The sequence below is a fragment of the Streptomyces sp. NPDC043738 genome (genome assembly GCF_056436545.1).
The window spans coordinates 156625-174082 of sequence record NZ_JBWKCJ010000009.1; the positions used below are offsets into that span (position 1 = coordinate 156625).

At 72.2% G+C, this 17458-nt stretch carries 18 protein-coding genes; 7 read left to right on the forward strand and 11 right to left on the reverse strand.

From position 1 onward, the window contains the following. Positions 1–137: 137 nt before the first annotated feature. The 3 genes from AC0680_RS15200 to AC0680_RS15210 form a co-directional block, all read right to left on the reverse strand. Positions 138–1004, reverse strand: a complete 867-nt coding sequence (locus AC0680_RS15200) for an alpha/beta fold hydrolase (RefSeq protein WP_478628407.1) — start codon at positions 1002–1004, stop codon at positions 138–140. 359 nt (positions 1005–1363) lie between these two features. Next, on the reverse strand, positions 1364–1897 hold the full coding sequence (locus AC0680_RS15205) for a GNAT family N-acetyltransferase (protein WP_478628409.1): 534 nt from the start codon (positions 1895–1897) through the stop codon (positions 1364–1366). Positions 1898–2130: 233 nt separating this feature from the next. Further along, complete coding sequence (locus AC0680_RS15210) at positions 2131–2505, reverse strand: winged helix-turn-helix transcriptional regulator (protein WP_478628411.1); 375 nt, start codon at positions 2503–2505, stop codon at positions 2131–2133. Positions 2506–2608: 103 nt separating this feature from the next. Between AC0680_RS15210 and AC0680_RS15215 the strand changes: the two genes are divergently transcribed. Next, positions 2609–3274 carry an NADPH-dependent F420 reductase gene (locus tag AC0680_RS15215; protein ID WP_478628412.1) on the forward strand — a complete coding sequence of 222 codons (666 nt, stop codon included), beginning with the start codon at positions 2609–2611 and terminating at the stop codon, positions 3272–3274. 233 nt (positions 3275–3507) lie between these two features. Here the strand turns inward: AC0680_RS15215 and AC0680_RS15220 are convergent, their stop codons facing one another. Beyond that, on the reverse strand, positions 3508–4647 hold the full coding sequence (locus tag AC0680_RS15220; RefSeq protein ID WP_478628414.1) for an alkene reductase: 1140 nt from the start codon (positions 4645–4647) through the stop codon (positions 3508–3510). Between the two features lie 65 nt (positions 4648–4712). Here AC0680_RS15220 and AC0680_RS15225 point away from each other — a divergent pair, with 65 nt between their 5' ends. Continuing rightward, on the forward strand, positions 4713–5123 hold the full coding sequence (locus tag AC0680_RS15225) for a MerR family transcriptional regulator (protein WP_478628416.1): 411 nt from the start codon (positions 4713–4715) through the stop codon (positions 5121–5123). 45 nt (positions 5124–5168) lie between these two features. Here the strand turns inward: AC0680_RS15225 and AC0680_RS15230 are convergent, their stop codons facing one another. From AC0680_RS15230 to AC0680_RS15240, 3 genes are all read right to left on the reverse strand, one after another. Next, positions 5169–7634, reverse strand: a complete 2466-nt coding sequence (locus AC0680_RS15230) for a SpoIIE family protein phosphatase (RefSeq protein WP_478628417.1) — start codon at positions 7632–7634, stop codon at positions 5169–5171. Positions 7635–7954: 320 nt separating this feature from the next. Further along, complete coding sequence (locus AC0680_RS15235) at positions 7955–9463, reverse strand: APC family permease (RefSeq protein ID WP_478628419.1); 1509 nt, start codon at positions 9461–9463, stop codon at positions 7955–7957. 210 nt (positions 9464–9673) lie between these two features. Then, on the reverse strand, positions 9674–10300 hold the full coding sequence (locus AC0680_RS15240; RefSeq protein WP_478628420.1) for a YigZ family protein: 627 nt from the start codon (positions 10298–10300) through the stop codon (positions 9674–9676). Positions 10301–10550: 250 nt separating this feature from the next. On the opposite strand from AC0680_RS15240, the gene AC0680_RS15245 reads away from it, so the two are divergent. From AC0680_RS15245 to AC0680_RS15255, 3 genes are all read left to right on the forward strand, one after another. Beyond that, the gene (locus tag AC0680_RS15245; RefSeq protein WP_478628422.1) at positions 10551–11339 is read left to right on the forward strand and encodes a type VII secretion system-associated protein; all 789 of its coding nucleotides are present in this window, start codon (positions 10551–10553) and stop codon (positions 11337–11339) included. 126 nt (positions 11340–11465) lie between these two features. Continuing rightward, the gene (locus AC0680_RS15250) at positions 11466–11873 is read left to right on the forward strand and encodes a CoA-binding protein (RefSeq protein ID WP_384435696.1); all 408 of its coding nucleotides are present in this window, start codon (positions 11466–11468) and stop codon (positions 11871–11873) included. Positions 11874–11898: 25 nt separating this feature from the next. Continuing rightward, a complete protein-coding gene (locus AC0680_RS15255; RefSeq protein WP_478628426.1) occupies positions 11899–12390 on the forward strand; it encodes a GNAT family N-acetyltransferase in 492 nt (163 codons plus the stop codon). A gap of 27 nt (positions 12391–12417) precedes the next feature. On the opposite strand, the gene AC0680_RS15260 is transcribed toward AC0680_RS15255, so the two are convergent. After that, positions 12418–12975, reverse strand: coding sequence for a YbaK/EbsC family protein (locus AC0680_RS15260; RefSeq protein WP_478628427.1), 558 nt, complete (start codon positions 12973–12975; stop codon positions 12418–12420). A gap of 43 nt (positions 12976–13018) precedes the next feature. Next, complete coding sequence (locus AC0680_RS15265) at positions 13019–13591, reverse strand: helix-turn-helix domain-containing protein (RefSeq protein ID WP_478628429.1); 573 nt, start codon at positions 13589–13591, stop codon at positions 13019–13021. A gap of 106 nt (positions 13592–13697) precedes the next feature. Here AC0680_RS15265 and AC0680_RS15270 point away from each other — a divergent pair, with 106 nt between their 5' ends. Further along, positions 13698–14567, forward strand: coding sequence for an EamA family transporter (locus AC0680_RS15270; protein ID WP_478628431.1), 870 nt, complete (start codon positions 13698–13700; stop codon positions 14565–14567). A 107-nt stretch (positions 14568–14674) separates the two neighbouring features. On the opposite strand, the gene AC0680_RS15275 is transcribed toward AC0680_RS15270, so the two are convergent. Continuing rightward, entirely contained in the window at positions 14675–15427 is a 753-nt protein-coding gene (locus AC0680_RS15275) for an acyltransferase (protein ID WP_478628433.1), read from the reverse strand. Positions 15428–15572: 145 nt separating this feature from the next. Here AC0680_RS15275 and AC0680_RS15280 point away from each other — a divergent pair, with 145 nt between their 5' ends. Beyond that, complete coding sequence (locus tag AC0680_RS15280; RefSeq protein WP_478628434.1) at positions 15573–16118, forward strand: gamma carbonic anhydrase family protein; 546 nt, start codon at positions 15573–15575, stop codon at positions 16116–16118. A gap of 51 nt (positions 16119–16169) precedes the next feature. On the opposite strand, the gene AC0680_RS15285 is transcribed toward AC0680_RS15280, so the two are convergent. Continuing rightward, positions 16170–17165 (reverse strand): alpha/beta hydrolase, encoded by a 996-nt coding sequence (locus AC0680_RS15285; RefSeq protein WP_478628437.1) that lies wholly within the window; start codon positions 17163–17165, stop codon positions 16170–16172. Positions 17166–17458: the final 293 nt, after the last annotated feature.

Below are 17458 nucleotides of genomic sequence, written 5' to 3' on the forward strand. Positions count from 1 at the left end.
GAGGTCCCGCTGGGACGCGCCCGGGAGCAGGGGGACAGGCACAGCACCACCGCGAAGATCCCGGAGAAGATCTTCACGAAGCCCATGGCGATCTGACGGCCGAACCAGGTCCGCAGCAGCACGGGGCAGGTTCCCCCTCAACTCGCCTGGGGTGAAGGCCGAGCCCCGCCCACGTTGTCGACGAGAGCAGCCACGTATTCGGGGTCTTCGTCAACCAGGAGATGACCGCTGCCAGCGGCCACGTGAAGGTCGATACCGAGTGTTCTGCGCACGGCGGGGCCGAGGCGTCGAGGTGGTAGGAAGGTGTCATGCTCACCCGCGACGGCGCAGCGGCGAGCAGTGGTTGGGGGCAGATCCGCGATCCCTGGGGATCCGCTTGAGCGGACGTGTCGGGCGATGAGCGTCATCCACTCAACCAACTCGGGACGTGGTTGGTGGCCGGGCGCATGCATGGCTCTCAGGAGCCGGGCACTGCGTTTCGGCGTCGGACGCAGGTACCACGCAGCAGAGGCGGCCATCACGCCGGCGGTGACCCGCAGCCTCGCCAGCCCGCCTGGGCACACCAGAACCTGTCGTTCGATGCACGGCGCAGCGCACGAGACGGTGACGGCGGCGCCGAAAGAATGGCCCAGGACTGTCACGGGACCGGCCGACAACTCCTTCAGCGTCTCGCCCAGCCAAGCGCCATACCAGGACAGTCCGCCACCAGAGGGCCCACGCTCTGCGGCACTGAGACCAGGCTGCCCCGGGACGTCCACGAGTAAGACCCGGTGGCCGGCAGTGACCAGGGCCGTCGCCAACGGCAAGGAAGAAGCAGCATTGAAATTGGTACCGGGGACGAACACCACCGTCGTCGAGCCGGAGCCCGCAGCCACTACGTGAGTGGGCGCCTCTTTGGCCGTCACCTTCATGCGCTCATGCGGAACCGTCCATCGATCAAGCTGATCGGCACACCAGCCCTGGATGGACTGCCGGCCCCTCTCACTGCGATAGATCGAGCCCATCCAGCGAGTATGCCCCTGCCCGGGGCAGCCCCTTGCACCAGGGCGCGCCGCACGGACCGCGCACACCGGACGAGCCGATGTGGCTGTCCGTCGATCAGCTCGAAGTCCTCACCAGCACCTCACTCCTGACGGACCCAGCCACCGTGGCTACGGCCGTCGTCGAGCGGTGCGGCCCCTATATCTGCATTCTCGACGCCGAGACCAGCCAGGTGCCGGTGTGGACCGAGGCCGGCACCTGGTGGACACCACTGCTGAGTCGAACGACCTGGGGGAACCGGTCGAAACCTTCGAGCAGCGCCAGGACGCCGGCGGCGTGGGCCGGCGGCGGCGCCGGCCCACCGGGCTCTTACTTCCCGAGGCTATGCCCGTGTGACTCCGAAGCGAGCCACACCTGCGGCGTCATCGGCTGGCGTGGTGTCGTACCGCTCGAAGCCGGCCTTCTCCAGAACGCGGACGGAGGCCGGGTTCGACGGTTCCACGCCGGCGGCCACGGTGTGGACGCCGGGTGCGGCGAGGGCGAAGGCGGTGAGCGCCCTCGTGGCCTCGGTGGCGTAGCCCCGGCCGCGTCGGGAGGCGACGATGCCGTACCCGAGTTCGAGGACCCCCTCGGCGGGCGGCCAGAACAGGCCGATCGACCCGATGACGAGACCGCTGTCCCGCTCGATGATCAGCCGGTGGCCGTACGCGCCGAGCCAGGCGGGGTGGTCGCCGAGGAGGCTCGCGATGACGCCGTCGCCTTCGGAGGGGAAGTCTTTGGCCCAGTCGGCCGGCCGGGTGCTGCTCTCGCATTCGAGGACGGCGAGGGCCTCGGCCGCAGTCCAGGTGCGGAGGACGAGCCGCTCGGTGGTCAGCTCGGTGAGGTCCTTGGAAAGGTGGGAAAGGGAGGAATGCACGTGTGACTCCTGGTCGTTGGAACGACCCGGACCGCGTCGCGTCGCTTCAGCGCGCGGACCGGAAAAGGGCATGCCGAGGAAGGCCGTTGACGGCCATATTCATCAACCTCCCTGGACCGGAGCCGTGTTCGCGTGCTTTCCGCGCCGAGGTGACCGTAACAGGTCGAGCGGAGAGCTTTGAGGTCAGGCTGGGTTGCGTCAGCCCTGGTCTTGGCACAAAGTCCATTGCCCTATCAGCGGGTGCCGAAGCGGTCCTGAGAGGCCAGGGCGACGTCCGCGTAGCGGGCGGCCCAGGTGCCCATCGCGCGGATGGGCACCAGCAGGGCCGTGCCGGCCTCGGTGAGGAGGTAGTCGACGCGCGGGGGCGCCTCGGCGTAACGGCGGCGCTCCACCAGGCCGTTGTACTCCAGCCGCCGCAGGGCGTCGTTGAGCACTTTGGGGCTGATCCCGCCGATCCGGTCCAGCAGGTCGCGCGGGCGCATCGGGCCGCCCTCGCCGAGGATGAAGACCACCACGCTGTCCCATCGGTTCGCCAGCACCTCGAAGGCGACCCGGGCCCGGCAGTCCGCCGCGAACCCGTCCCCCGCCAGCTCCTCATGCTCTCCCATACGCCCATCCTGCCCGGCCGATGCACACCGCGCGGTGTGCATCGGCCCGCCTAGCGTTCGGGTCATGACATCCCACGAGGCAAGAGCAAAGGGGAGCAGCACCATGCGCATCGGCATTCTCGGTACGGGCTCGATGGCCACCGCCCTGGGCGGTGCCTGGGTACGGGCCGGACACAAGGTCCTGGTGGGCGGGCGGAACGTAGCGGCCGCGGCCACGGCCGCGGCGAGGATCGAAGCCGCCGGGCACGGCGACCTGGCCGAGGCGGCTGCTTACGGCGAGGCCGTCCTGATGGCCGTACCAGCCGACCGCGCACCGCGGTTGGCCCGGGAGCTCGCCCCGGTTCTGGCCGGACGGACGGTGCTCGACTGCACGGTGCCGATGGAGCCCGGCCCGGACGGGCCCTCCCTGACCACCGCCGGCGGCACGGACTCCGTCGCCGCGCGCATCGCGGCCGCCGCGCCGGACGCCGGTGTCGCCAAGGTCTTCGGCATCTGCCACGAGAGCATCTGGACCCTGCCGCGACCCGTCTTCGAGGGCGCGCCCCTGGCGGTGCCGTTCTGTGCCGGCACGCCCACCGCGGCCGACCTCGCGGCAGAGTTGATCACGTCGATGGGCTGCTCCCCCCTGCCGTGCGGCGGCCTGTCCCGCGCGGGGCTGCTGGAGGCGGCCGCGGTCCTCGCCATCGGCGTGTGGTGGTCCGGCGGCGAGGCACGTCACGCCTTCCCCTCCCCCGCCCTGGCACCCGGCGCGGTCGACGACGAGCCCTAGCTCGGGCATCGGGCGTACGAGACTGGGGGCGTTCGACGAGGGGCAGGCCGCGGGCCGGCTGCCGGTGCCGCTGTCGGAGGCGAACTGCACGACAGCCGGCCACACCCGGGCCGACGTCCTCATCGGCGAAGCCCTCGCCCCGCCCTCGACCCACTGATGTTCCGTGGGGCAGGGAGCGTTCGGGAGTTCACGACGGTGACCCGGGTGCTGTAGGCGGCCCTGGCCCGCGATGGTCACGTTGCGACGGGTTCGGGCGTCTCGGCTCGGTGCTCGGCGGCCGCCAGTACCGGATAGTCGGTGTACCCGGTCTCACCGCCCGTGTACATCAGGCCCTGGTCTCGCACCGGGTTGAGCGGTGCGCCGATGCGCAGTCGTTCGACCAGGTCGGGGTTGGCAAGGAACGGCCGGCCGAGTGAGATCAGGTCGGCTCCCGCGGCGAGCAGCCGCTCGGCCTGGTGCTTTCCGCCGTCGGCCGGCAACGGCCTGCCCCACCCGAGGACCGGGTTGGCGATCAGGGTGCCCTGCCAGGTCTTCCGAATCTCCTGGAAGAGGGGCTGGTCCGGATCCGCGAAGACGACGTGCAGGTAGGCAAGACCGGCATCGGCCAGGGCAGCGATGAGCGCCGGGTAGATGTCCTCGGTGTCGCCCTCGTCGATGCCGTTGACGGTGAGTCCGGGCGCGATCCGCACACCTACCCGCTCCGGGCCGATCGCGTCGGCGACGGCCCGGACCACCTCGACCGTGAACCGAATGCGGCCGGCCACCGAGCCGCCGTAGGCGTCGGTACGGTGGTTGGTACCCCGCGCAAGGAACTGGTGCAGGAGGTAGCCGTTGGCGCTGTGCACCTCCACTCCGGCAAAGCCCGCGTCGATGGCGTTGCGGGCGGCGGCCACGAAGTCGGCCACGGTGGAGTGGATCTCGTCGATGGTCATCTCACGCGGCACGACGGAGGGCTGGTGCCCGCCGGGAGTGTAGATCGTCTCCGGAAGCGGGACCGGCGAGGGCGCGACCGGCGTCAGCCCGCTGTTGTCGGGGTGGCCGACCCGGCCACCGTGCTGCAACTGCAGGAACATCTGACCGCCCGCAGCGCGCACGGCGTCGGTGACGCGTCGCCATCCGGCCACGTGTGCCTCGTTGTAGATCGCGGTGATGTTGGGGTAGGTCTGTCCCACGGCGTTCGGCGTGGAGGCTTCGGCGATGATCAGTCCCGCGGAGGCGCGCTGGGCGTAGTAGGTGGCCATGATCGGTTGCGGGACACCGTCGGCCCCGGCGCGGTTGCGGGTCATCGGCGCCATCACCAGGCGGTTGGGCAGGCGCAGGGTGCCGAGGCGGGCGGGTTCGAAGAGGCGGGAGTCAACCGGTGTGTTCGTCATGCCGGTACGGTAGAACCTGACATCAGTGTCAGGTTCAAGTCCTGAGTCGGCATGCGGGGTGGGGAATGCGGATCGGTGAACTGGCTCGGCGCAGTGGGGTGAGCGAGCGTTCGCTGCGTTATTACGAGACGCAGGGGCTGCTGAGGGCCGAGCGTACTCCGGGCGGCCAACGGCACTATGGCGAGTGGGCGGTGGACCGGGTCATCCGCATCCAGGCACTCTACGCCGCGGGGCTGAACAGCAAGAAGATCGCGCAGCTGCTCCCTTGTATGCGTGACGCGGACGGTGCCCCGAGCGAGATCGCCACCCCACGGCTGGTCGACGAACTCACTGCGGAACGGGACCGCATCAATGGAATGATCACCGACCTGATCCGCTCCCGCGACGTCCTGAACGAAGTCATCGTGACGGCCTCGGCCGGAGTGCATACCCCCGCCGTCTCGCACGCCGACACGGCCGGGGCCGCCGGCGGATAGCGCGGGCACTGGGCCCGGCGCCGGCCTCGTTCTCGCACCCGTGGCTCAGGACGCCGCCGCGGTGAGGGCCTGCTCGGTCCACAGGACCTTTCCGCCGGTGGTGTAGCGGGTGCCCCAGCGCTCGGTGAACTGGGAGATCAGGAAGAGTCCGCGGCCGCCCTCGTCGGTCGTGCGGGGGTGGCGCAGGTACGGTGAGGTGCTGCTCCCGTCGGACACCTCGCAGATCAGCGACTGACTCAGGATCAGCCGCAGCTGGATCGGGCCGGTCGCGTAGCGGATCGCGTTGGTGACCAGCTCGCTGACCACCAGTTCCGTGGTGAAGGCCAACTCCTCCAGGCCCCACATTTCCAGCTGCCCGGCGGCGTCGGCACGGGCCTCGGCGACGATCGCGGGGTCGGCGGGCAGGTCCCAGGAGGCGCAGCGGTCCGCGTCCAGTGCGCGGGTTTCGGCCAGCAGCAGCGCCACGTCGTCCTGCGGCTGGGTGGAGACCAGCCCGTCGATGACGTGGGCGCAGAGCCGGTCGAGCGTCAGGCCCGGTGCGGCGAGGGCGCGTTGCAGGCGCTCCTTGCCGCTGTGCCCGCCGAGGCCGGAAGCGGAACCGGACAGCAGGCCGTCGGTGTACAGCGCGAGCACACTGCCCTCGGGCACCGCCAGCTCGAAGGATTCGAAGGGCAGGCCGCCGACGCCCAGTCGCGGGCCCACGGGCAGTTCGACGAAGGTGACGGTGCGGTCGGGGGCGACCACGGCGGGTGCGGGGTGCCCCGCGCTGGCCATGGTGCAGGTGCGGCCGACCGGGTCGTAGACGGCGTACAGGCAGCTGCTGCCGCGTGTCCCGGGGCCCGGCCGGCTGTCCTTCTCCTCCCGCACGACCCGGCCGACCACGTCGTCGAGGTGGGCCAGCAGCTCCTCGGGGCGCAGGTCGAGGGCGGCGAGCGTCTGGACGGCGGTGCGCAGCCGGCCCATGGTCGCGACGGCGTCGATGCCGTGGCCCGTCACATCGCCGACCACGAGAGCCACCCGGGCACCGGAGAGTGCGATGACATCGAACCAGTCGCCACCCACGTCGCCCAGCTCGTTCGCCGGACGGTAGGCGGAGGAAACGCGTACCGCGTCCTGCTCGGGGGAGCTCTGCGGCAGCAGGCTGCGCTGGAGGGCGAGCGCCGCCTCGCGCTCCCGGGTGTAGCGGCGGGCGTTGTCCATGCACACCGCGGCCCGCGCGACGAACTCCTCGGCCAGGCGCAGATCGTCCTCGGTGAAGGACTCGTCGCCCTGGCTGCGGAAGAAGGTGGCGACGCCCATGGTGATGCCGCGGGCGCGGATCGGGACCACCATCGAGGTGTGCAGCCCCAGCTCCGTACGGCCCGGATGACGTCCGCCCGGGGGCTCGGCCGCCCAGTGCGGAGCGAGCGGGTCCAGCCGCTCCGCCCGCCACGATCCGCCGCCGGCCAGACAGCGGACGGGCGGCGACCAGGCGTGGTAGCTGACCAGACCGCCGGTCTCGGGGGCGGCGCCGGGCGCGCCGTCGCGCAGCGACCGCAGCCCGCCCCGGCGCAGCGGCACCATGTCCGCGTCGCTGAGCGGTCCGGGCAGCGGTTCCTCACCCCTGACCACGGAGTCCAGCAGATCCACGGCGACGAGGTCGGCCAGCTCCGGCACCGCCACGTCCGCCAGGTCCTGCGCGGTCTGCAGGACGTCGAGAGTGCGCCCGATGTACTCGCCGGCCCGGTCCAGCAGGGCCATCTGCCGCCGTGAGCGGTAGCGCTCGGTGACGTCGATGACCGTGTAGCACACGCCCAGCGGCCGGCCCTCGGGGTCGTCCAGGCGGACGAAGGACATGGCCTGGGCGCGCTCGTGGTACGGGTCGGACACCACGCGGCCGCTGTGCTCGTAGCCGGTCACGGGGATGCCGCTGCGCAGCACGCGCCGCATCTGCGCCTCCAGCGCCTCCGCGTCCAGGCCCGGCTGGATCTCGCCCAGCCGCCGCCCGATGCGCTTGGGCGCGGGCCCGCCGCCGAACTGCTCCAGCGCCGTGTTGGACCAGACGTAGCGCAGATCGGTGTCCACGATGGCCATGCCCACCGGGGACTCCGCCACGATCCGCTCGAGCACCGGCCGGCTCCTCTCCCAGCCCGGCGCAGCAGGCGCGTCGGCCGCCAGGACCAGCCAGTGCCCGCGCCCGGCGCCGTCCGTCACCGGCACCACCTGCACCTGGACGGCGACGCGGTGGCCGCCGGTGCGCCGCGCCGACACCGGCCCGGACCAGCCGCCCCGTGTCCGGCAGTCCGCGGCGAGGGTGGGCAGCCGCGCCGCGTCGTCGGGGGCGAGCAGCTCGCCGACGGGGTGGCCGACGGTGTCGTCGGCACGGTGCCCGAGCAGTCGTTCGGCCGCCACGGGCCAGCTCTCGATCCTGCCGTGAGCGTCGAGCAGCAGCACGGCGGCGTCCGCAACGTCGAAGGCCGCCTGCCGTCCGGTAAGGCCGTCCGCCGGGCCGCCGGCCCTGTCCGCTGCCATGTCCGCTTCCGTCCCTGTCGGGTGTGATACGTAACGTATCGCTCGATTTCACGCGCTTCTGCCATTATTTGACCAATCAAGCGCAGTATGCGTCCGATAGCGCGCACTCGGTCGCACCCGGCCGTCCACCAGGTCGTCGAGGGGCGGCGCCCGGAAGCCCGCACGGGCCGAGGACGCTCTTCACGGGAAGGGGGACTGCTCCGCCCGGGCCGGGGAGCCGACTGCCGAACGGCCGGGCCACGAGGTGCCGTTGTCCGCCCGTGTCCGCCGATGTCCGCCGCCGCACCCGGGCGTGCGTGCGACGCGGCGGGGCCGGCGGTTCAGCCGGGCGTCCCGACCGTGCCCTCGGTGCCCGCGGCGGCTCCCCCGGCCCCCTCCCCGTGCGTCCGCTCGGCAGCCGGATGCGTGCCGTGCAGGTACTCCTCGGTGATCCGCTTCGGCCCGAACGGCCACTCCTTCTCGTGGCGGGCCCACAGCAGGAAGGCCACGACGCCCGCCGCGACCCATGCCAGGGACCATTCGATGGGGTGCCTGCCGGGCGAGTTCTCGTCCGCGTAGCCGTAGATCACCAGCCAGCCGACCAGCGCCACGACGCTCGGCAGCGGGTAGAGCCACATCCGGTACGGGCGGCGCAGCCCGGGCTGGCGGCGGCGCAGCACCGTGACCGCGGCGACCTGGGCCAGCGACTGCACGATCACCATGACGGTGGTCAGCAGCTGGATGACGGTGGCCAGGTCGGTGTGCCGCCCGATGAGGAACCCCGCCGCCATCAGGGCTCCCATGGTGAGCAGCCCCAGTACGGGGAAGCGGTGGCGCGGGTGGAGCCTGCCGTACGGGCGGAAGAAGACCCGGTCGCGGGCGGCGTCGCAGGGGACCCGGGAGCCGCCGAGGAGTCCGGTGACCACGGAGGCGACCGCGGTGATCAGGATGAGCACGGTGACCGTGTCGGCCGCTCCCCTGCCCCATGCCTTCTCCAGCACGGCCGAGGCCACGGACGACGACGCCGTGGAGTGCGGATCGAGCATGTCCCGCCAGTCGACGACACCCAGCGTGCCGATCTGCAGCAGCAGGTAGATCGTCATGATGCCGAGGATCGAGGTGATGACGGCGCGCGGGATGGTGCGGCCGGGCTGCCGGATCTCGGCGCCCATGTACGCGACGGTGTTGTAGCCGAGGTAGTCGTAGATGCCGATGGTCAACCCGGCCGCGAAGCCGACCCAGAAGTGACCGGCCGTCAGCTCGAAGGCGTGCGCGGGGTAGCCGAAGGCGCGCTCGGGGCTGAAGTGGGTGAAGGCCGCGACGACGACCAGGGTGACGGAGGCGATCATCACCGTCCACAGCACGACGGTGAGCCTGGCGACGTTCTCCACCCGCCGCCACAGCAGCGCGATGACGCCCGCCGTGACGACGAGGCCGACCAGGTCGCCCTGCCCCTGGCTCATGCCCGGCCACAGATAGCCGAGGTACTGCACGAAACCGATCACGCCCGTGGACATCCCGAGGGGGATGAACAGCATGGCCGTCCAGACGAACAGAAACGGCATCAGCTTGCCGGTGCGGTACTGGAACGCCTGCCGCAGGTAGACATAGCTGCCGCCCGCCCCGGGCAGCGAGGCGCCCAGCTCGGCCCAGACGAGCCCGTCCGCGAGCGCCAGCACCGCACCCGCGAGGAATCCGACGACGGCCTGCGGCCCCCCGAACGCGGCGACCATCAGCGGGATGGTCACGAAGGGGCCGATGCCGCACATCTGGCTCATGTTGATGGCGGTGGCCTGGAACAGGCCGATCCGACGGACGAATCCCACGCGCTCATCGAGGAGTTCAGGCACGGCCCGCCCCTTCTCGTGCCGGCCCGCACACCGGGCCGACGGCCCCTTGCCGCCGCGCCACAGGCTGGCACGAGCGCCGCGCCGGCGCACCGGTCCGGGCGGTACTTTCCGGGTCCGCCGGCGCACCGTCACTCCTGCGCGGCGTGCGGCAGGAGGGCGGACGGGCGGACCGGCCCGCAGCGAACCGGCTCGGCCCGGTCCGCCCGCGGGTCATACCTCCCCGTACGCCTCCCCGCCGAGCTCCAGCCGCGCCGTCCCGGCCGTCGTGTCCGCGAGCCAGGCGCGGAAGGCGTCCAGGTCGGACTCCGGGAGCCCGACCTCGATGCGCACCTCCGCTCCGTACGTCACCTCGCGCACCGCCCGGCCCGTCGTCCGCAGGTCGTTCTCGACCCGCCCCGCCCGTTGGTGGTCGACGGTGACGGTCACCAACCGGAAGCGCTGCCGGGTGACCGTGCCCAGCGCGTCCAGCGCCTCGCCGACGACGCCGCCGTAGGCACGGATCAGGCCGCCGGCGCCGAGCTTGACGCCGCCGAAGTAGCGGGTGACGACGGCGACGACGTAGCGCACCTCGCGGCGCACCAGCATCTGCAGCATCGGCACACCCGCGGTGCCGCCCGGCTCGCCGTCGTCACTGGCCTTCTGGACGCCGCCGTCGGCCCCGAGGACGTAGGCGAAGCAGTGGTGGCGGGCCGCCGGATGCTCCTTGCGGATGCGCGCGATGAAGTCCTGCGCCTCGGCCTCGGTCGCGACCGGCGCGAGCGCGCAGAGGAAGCGGGACTTGCTGATCTCGATCTCGTGGACGCCCTCGCGCGCGAGCGTGCGGTACTGCTCCTGCATCCGACCAGCCTATGCGGCCGCACCGACAGGCCGACGGCGGCCCGCGCCGCGCTGGGCTGTCCGCCGAACGGGCGCGGGTGCCCGCCGTACGGGCGCGGTCCGCACGGCCAGGCGGCGTACCCGCACCGTCCGCACGGTGCGTCGGGGCGACGTCGGCGCCGCCCGTGGGCACTGTGAGGCCAGTGCGAGAGCCTCGTGTTTCCGGGGCCCCGCTCGTAGACCAGGCAACGGCGGGTTGGCGGAGGGCTGCATGGAAGAGAGCACAGAGACGGAGACGACGGCGGGCGTTCCCGTGACGGGCGAGGAGATGCCCGAGCCCCCGCCGGAGGTCGTCGAGGCGGCACGCAACGCGCCCGACCACTGGCTGGCCATGGTGGATCTGACCTGGCAGGGCGAGGGGCAGCCGCCCCTGTGGGCCTTGATCGGACAGTGGCGGTCCGGCCCGACGGGCGAGATCGAGGAGTGGCGGGACAATCCGGACTACCGCCCGTCGCCGCAGATGCTGGACTGGCCGGAGCCGACCGACCCGGTCGACCACGCGCTGCAGCTGGCCGCGACCGGCTACGGTCCGGGGCACGAGGTCTCCGAGGCGCTGGCGCACGCGGAGGTCGCGGTCCTGGTCACCGCGACCGGCACCCCACTGGCCGCCGCCTCCCCCGAAGGAACCCCGGTCATCCCCGTCTACACCTCGGAGAGCTACGTCGAGTCCGTGGGCCGGCTGCTGTACGACCGGCGCCCGGTGAGCGAGCTGGTCGAGCAGCTGCCGCCGGGGCATGCGCTGTACCTCAACCCGACCGGGCCGGTGAGCATGCTGGTGGACACCGAGGAGCTGCGCGCGACGCTGGCCGGGGCGCAGGAGACAGCGGACGAGGCCCAGGACGCGGCCGGAGCCGGGGCGCTGCGCCCGGGTACCGGAGCCGGCGGGGCCGAGCCGGTGGGCGGCGGCCGCGCGATCGGCAAGCCGGCCCGCGCCGCCAACGGCAGCACCGTCGTCGGGGCCGGTCTGGCCGGCAGCGGAGTGGCCCACGGGACGAACTGACCCACCGGCCCATCGAGCCCGCCCCGCCCGCCTTCCCCTTCGGGCGGGGCGCCTGCCGTACGGGAATCTTCCGGCGACACCCGCCGTTGATGCGCACAGGACCCTTCCCAGCGCAGGAGGCAGTGCGTGTACGGCGATCCCCGAACCATCCGCAGGATCCTCAACGAGCTCGGTGACACCTGGGCGGTGGTGGGCCTGTCCGGCAACGAGCGGCGTGCGGCCCACGGCGTGGCGGCGGCGCTGCAGCGCTTCGGCAAGCGGATCGTGCCGGTGCATCCCAAGGCCGAGACGGTGCACGGCGAGCCGGGCTACCCCTCGCTCGACGCGATCCCCTTCCCGGTCGACGTGGTCGATGTCTTCGTCAACAGCGAGCTGGCGGGCGGCGTCGCCGACCAGGCCGTCGCGGTGGGAGCGAAGGCGGTGTGGTTCCAGCTCGGGGTGGTCGACGAGGCGGCCTGGGACCGGGTGCGCGACGCCGGTCTCGACATGGTGATGGACCGTTGTCCGGCGATCGAGATACCGCGTTTGGGCTGAGCGGCGGGTGCGTTAGCGTCCGTGCATGATCACGATACGGACCGCCGTTCCCCAGGATGCCGCCGAGCTCGTCCGGCTGCGCCGGCTGATGTTCCGCGCGATGAACGGGCGGGACGAACCGGGGAGTTGGGAGCGGGACGCGGAGGCGGCGGCGCGTCGGATGCTGGCCGGGCCGGATCCGCGGCTGGGCGCGTTCGTGGTGGCGGGTGACGAGCCCGGCGCACCGCATCTGGCCGCCTGCGCGGTCGGGACGGTCGAGGAGCGGCTGCCGGCGCCGGGCCACCCGTCGGGCCGCTTCGGCTTCGTCTTCAACGTCTGCACCGACCCCCGCTACCGAGGCCGCGGCTATGCGCGCGCCACGACCGAGGCGCTGCTCGACTGGTTCGCCGCACAGGGCGTGAGCCGGGTCGATCTGCACGCCACCGACGGCGCCGAACCGCTCTACCGCAGCCTGGGCTTCACCGAGCACTCCACGCCGCTCTCGCTGGACCTGCGCTCCCGTTCGTCCGCCCACTAGCGGGCCGGGCGGACGAACGGGCCGGGCCTAGGCGACCCCGAGCCCCTCCAGGACGACGGCGCCGGGGAGTTCGGCCAGCGCCTTGCCGGGGACGATGAGCTTGCCGCGGCGGCTGCCGCTGCCGATCAGCGCGTACGGGATATCGGCGACGGCGGCGTCCACGAGCAGCGGCCAGCCGGCCGGCAGCCCGATCGGGGTGATACCGCCGTACTCCATCCCGCTGTCGCCGACCGCCTGCTCCATCGACGCGAACGACGCCTTGCGGGCTCCGAGCTGACGGCGCACCACCCCGTTGACGTCGACGCGGGTGTGCGAGAGGACGACACAGGCGGCCAGGGTGCTCTCGCCGCCGCGCTTGCCGGCCACCACCACGCAGTTCGCCGACTGCTCCAGCAGCCAGGGGCCGTGGTGCGCGACGAGGGTGGCGGTGTCCGCGATGGCCGGGTCGGTGTCGACATAGCGCAGTTCCTGGACCGGTACGGATCCGCTCCAGGTGCGGATCGCGGCGGCCACGGGCCCGGTCAGCAGTTCCAGGCACTCGGCGGCGGGCCGGACATCGTCGAAAGCATCCATCGGCGCAGGCATATCCGCCAAGTTAACAGCCCCGCCCGGCCGTCGGCGGACCGTCTCAGCGGGCGAGCGGAATGATCACGGACATGGTCATCTCGACCGGTTCGCCGCCGTCGTTCCGGTAGCCGTGCGCGACCTTGGCCTCGAAGGTCGCCGAGGCGCCCGCCGGCACCTCGTGCGCCACATCGTCCACGACCAGCGTCAGCGTCCCGGCCCGGACGTGGATCAGCTCGACGGTGCCGGGCGGATGGGGGTCGGAGGCGCTGCTGTCGCCGGGCATCAGCCGCCAGTCCCACAGCTCGAACGGCCCCGGTGCCTCGGCGCCCACCAGGAGCACGGTGTGGCTGCCGGCCTCGGTGGACCACAGGCGGACCGCCTCGTCCGAGGGCACGATGCGTACCTGCGGTCCCTGCTCGTAGTCGAGAAGCGTGGTGATGCTGACGCCCAGCGCGTCGGCGATCTTGACGGTGGTCCCCACGCTCGGGTTCGTCCGGGCCTGCTCGATCTGGATGATCATGCCGCGGCTGACCCCGGCGCGGGCGGCCAGCGCATCGAGGGTGAAGCCGCGCTCGGCGCGCCAGTGCTTGAGGTTGCGGGCGAGCGACTGCGTGAGCTGGTCGAGATCCGTCACGGTCCGTCCACGTCGTAGGCCAATATATTCAATACCGCAGTTCATTCTGTTGCACTACGGTGTGGTGTACTCGATCGTCCGGTTCACTGTACTGCGAGGTTTCACCATGACTGCGGTCTTCGCCCTGGCCACCAGCCTCCTGTGGGGGCTCGCCGACTTCGGCGGCGGACTGCTCACCCGACGATTCCAGGCGCTGACCGTGGTGGTGGTCTCGCAGACCCTCGCCGCCCTGGTGCTGGGCGCCATCGTGGTGGCCACCGGCGGCTGGCGGGAGGCCGGACCGCAGCTGTGGTTCGCGGTCGGCGCGGGCGTCGTCGGGCCGGCGGCGATGCTCTGCTTCTACCGCGCCCTGGCGCTCGGCCCGATGGGCGTGGTCTCCCCGCTCGCCGCGCTCGGCACGGTCCTGGTACCGCTCGGCGTCGGCATCGTGGCGGGCGAACGGCCGGGCCTGCTGCAGGCCACCGGCATGGTGGTCGCCGTGGTCGGCGTGCTGCTGGCGGGCGGTCCCCGGATCAGCGGCGCGTCGGTGGCCCGCCAGACGGTCGTGCTGACGCTGGTCTCGGCACTCGGATTCGGCGCGGTGATGGCGCTGATCGCGGAGGCGTCCACCACCGTCACCGGTCTGTTCCTGGCGCTGTTCGTCCAGCGGCTGTGCAACATCGCCGTCGGCGGCGCCGCGCTGTACGCGTCGGTGCGGCGCGGCACCCCGGCGCTGCCCGAGGGCGGATTCCCGGCCCTGCGCGGCTCGTTGCCGATGCTCGCCTTCGTCGGTATAGCCGATGTCGCCGCCAACGGCACCTACGCCATCGCCGCCCAGCACGGCCCGGTGACCATGGCCGCGGTCCTCGCCTCGCTCTACCCCGTCGTCACCGCGCTCGCCGCGCTCGGCGTCCTCAAGGAGCGGATGCGGGCGATCCAGACCGCGGGCGCCTCCCTGGCGGTGGTCGGCTCGCTCCTGCTCGCCTCCGGCGGCTGACGGCCGGCGCGAGCGGTTCCGGGGCCGCGCGGCGGCCGGCCCCGGCTGACGGCGGCTCAGGAGGCCCCGAGGGCCCGTCCGCCCCTGACCCCGTCGAACGAGCGCCCCTACGCCTCCCCCGCCGCCGCCTCCTGCCACGCTTCGAGCGCGAGCAGGTCCTGCGGCGTGACCCCCTCGGGGATCGGCACCGGCGTGGGCGTACGCAGCGGCGGCTGCCAGCCCTGCCGCGGATCCCAGCGGCGCACGATCCTGGCGGGCGCACCGGCGACCACCGCGTGGTCGGGGACCTCGCCGCGTACCACGGCCCCGGCCGCGACCACCACGTTCCGGCCCAGTCGCGCGCCGGGAAGGATCACCGCCCCGGTGCCGATCCAGCCGCCGGGGCCGATGGTGACCGGCTCGCTGCGCGGCCACTGCTTGCCGACCGGCACTTCGGGGTCGTCATAACTGTGGTTGGTGGTGGTGACGTAGACACCGGGGCCGAAGAAGCAGTCGTCGCCGATCGTCAGCCGGACATCCGCGATCACATGGCTGCCGCGGCCCAGCACCACCCCGTTCCCCAGCGTGAGGATCGGCTCCGGGCCGAGGTCGAGGTCCGGCATCATGCCCGCCGTCAGCGTCACGTCCTGGGCGATGATGCAGTAGTCGCCGATCTCGATCCACGGATCGCCGAAGACCGTGCCCTGCGGAAAGGCGAGCCGGGTACCGGGGCCGATCCGGCGGAATCGGTAGGGGCCCGGACGCTCGGCCGTGACGGCCGCGGCCTCCCTCACCCAGCGCGCACCGCGATGGACCGCACGCGACACGGCCCGGCGCCGCCAGGCCGCGACGGATGAGAACACGTTCTGGTTTATCGGCACCCGCACACCGTAATCGGCTCCTCGGGCGACCACCCGCACGCCGGGCTGTGATCTTCGCCCCACCGGCTGCCGCACCCGCCCGGCGGTGCGGCCGTCGTCTACCGTGCTGGTGGCGCGGCCCAGAAGCGGCAAAGGAGATCCAGTGATGGCGGAACGGGCGTTGATTTCTCAGGTGGGCGGCAAGGAGCCGAGCATCGATCAGGCGGCGTTCACCGCCCCCACGTCCGTGGTGCTCGGCGAGGTCACGCTGGCCGCGGGCGCCAGCGTCTGGTACCACGCGGTGCTGCGAGCCGACTGCGGCCCGATCGTGCTCGGCGCCGACAGCAACATCCAGGACAACTGCACCGTGCATGTCGACCCCGGCTTCCCGGTGACCGTCGGCGAGCGGGTCTCCGTCGGGCACAACGCGGTGCTGCACGGCTGCACCGTCGAGGACGACGTGCTGATCGGCATGGGCGCCACGGTGCTCAACGGCGCCCACATCGGCGCCGGCTCGCTGATCGCCGCGCAGGCACTGGTCCCCCAGGGCATGCGGGTACCGCCCGGATCCCTGGTCGCCGGGGTGCCCGCGAAGGTCAAGCGGGAGCTGACCGACGAGGAGCGCGAGCTGATCAAGGTCAACGCCGCGATGTATCTGGAGCTGGCGGCCCAGCACCGGGAGGCGACCGGGAGCGGCCGGGACGGCGACTGAGCCGCGGCGCCTCGGCGTCGACGAGGCTGCGCACCGACGGCGGAGGCGCCGTCACACCGACGGCACGGGTCCCTGCATCTGCTCGCTGATCCAGTGCAGGGACTCGGCCATGCGCTGCATGTAGGTCTGCGCGCTGTGCACGCCGTCCGGTATTTCGAAGAGCGTGGCGTGGACCGGCCCACCGGTGTAGTCCCTGACGAAGGCCTTCACATCGGGTACCGCGGCCTCCAGGCTGCCCAGCTCGAACGCCAGGTACACCGGCGGGCCCTGGCGCTCGGCCAGCCGCCGGGCCAGGTGCCGCGGGTCGTTGGCGCGCATCTCGGCCGGGTGGTCCCGCCACAGCGGCGAATCCGGCGCCGTGTCCGGGCCGTTGACGATGGCCGCCTTGAATTTCTCCGGCTGCTTGAGCACGGCCTTCAGCGCGGCGAAGCCACCGGACGAGGACCCCATGAAGGCCCAGCCGTCGCGGCCTTCGTACGTACGGAAGTTGGCCCGCGCGAAGTCCGGTACGTCCTCGGTCAGCCAGGTGCCCATCTTCGGCTGCCCCGGGATGTCGCTGCCGTCGTAGTACTTCTTGGCGGGGTTGAGCACCGGCATCACCACGATGAACGGCAGCGTCTTGCCCTGCCGCGACCACTGCGCGATCCGCTCCTGCAGCGCGAACGACGCCCCGGCCCAGTAATTGGACGGATAGCCGTAGGCACCGGGCAGCGCGATCAGCACCGGGAAGCCGCTCTTGGCGTACCGCGCCTGGTGGTACTGCGGTGGCACCCAGGCCCATATGTCGCCGGTGAAACCGGACTTGCGGCCGTGCCACCGGGTCCGCACCACCTGGGTGCCGTCGTCCCCGGTCGTACGGAACGGGGCGAACGAGGAGCGCGGGCCACGGGGCTGGACCACTCGTGGCTTGCCGTTGACCGCGTCCGCGGGCTGCGCCCTGAGCCGCGGCACGCCCGACGCGTCGACGGTGTCCATGCCGGTGCCGCACCCGGCCAGCAGCCCCAGAGCCACCGCACTCACCGCGGCACCCCACCGCAGGCACTTCATCGGGACGTTCTCCTCGGATCCTTGGGCCGGTACCGCGGACGGCCACGGTGCCACCGCCATACCGGTCGAAAGACACCACTCTAAGTACGGCCGGAGCGCCCTCGACGCCGACCCCGGCCTTGTGACCTGCGGGTCCGTTCTCCGGCCGACGCGAAGACGGCCGTCGCGTCAAGCACACCGGCCGGGTTTTCCCTCGTTCGATGCGGCCTCCGCCTGTTTACCGGTAGGTCGGTTCTGGCATGGTTGGTTCCCCAATCGGAAGGGCGCGGCGCTGTGCCGCGGTTGGGGATGAC

Coding starts and splice junctions, on each gene's coding strand:
- AC0680_RS15260 (WP_478628427.1), bottom strand. CDS start 12,975: ATGCCTGCGCCGATGGATGCTTTCGACGATGTCCGGCCCGCCGCCGAG.
- AC0680_RS15200 (WP_478628407.1), bottom strand. CDS start 1,004: ATGGGCTCGATCTATCGCAGTGAGAGGGGCCGGCAGTCCATCCAGGGC.
- AC0680_RS15245 (WP_478628422.1), top strand. CDS start 10,551: ATGGAAGAGAGCACAGAGACGGAGACGACGGCGGGCGTTCCCGTGACG.
- AC0680_RS15215 (WP_478628412.1), top strand. CDS start 2,609: ATGCGCATCGGCATTCTCGGTACGGGCTCGATGGCCACCGCCCTGGGC.
- AC0680_RS15280 (WP_478628434.1), top strand. CDS start 15,573: ATGGCGGAACGGGCGTTGATTTCTCAGGTGGGCGGCAAGGAGCCGAGC.
- AC0680_RS15270 (WP_478628431.1), top strand. CDS start 13,698: ATGACTGCGGTCTTCGCCCTGGCCACCAGCCTCCTGTGGGGGCTCGCC.
- AC0680_RS15240 (WP_478628420.1), bottom strand. CDS start 10,300: ATGCAGGAGCAGTACCGCACGCTCGCGCGCGAGGGCGTCCACGAGATC.
- AC0680_RS15210 (WP_478628411.1), bottom strand. CDS start 2,505: ATGGGAGAGCATGAGGAGCTGGCGGGGGACGGGTTCGCGGCGGACTGC.
- AC0680_RS15230 (WP_478628417.1), bottom strand. CDS start 7,634: ATGGCAGCGGACAGGGCCGGCGGCCCGGCGGACGGCCTTACCGGACGG.
- AC0680_RS15225 (WP_478628416.1), top strand. CDS start 4,713: ATGCGGATCGGTGAACTGGCTCGGCGCAGTGGGGTGAGCGAGCGTTCG.
- AC0680_RS15255 (WP_478628426.1), top strand. CDS start 11,899: ATGATCACGATACGGACCGCCGTTCCCCAGGATGCCGCCGAGCTCGTC.
- AC0680_RS15285 (WP_478628437.1), bottom strand. CDS start 17,165: ATGAAGTGCCTGCGGTGGGGTGCCGCGGTGAGTGCGGTGGCTCTGGGG.
- AC0680_RS15220 (WP_478628414.1), bottom strand. CDS start 4,647: ATGACGAACACACCGGTTGACTCCCGCCTCTTCGAACCCGCCCGCCTC.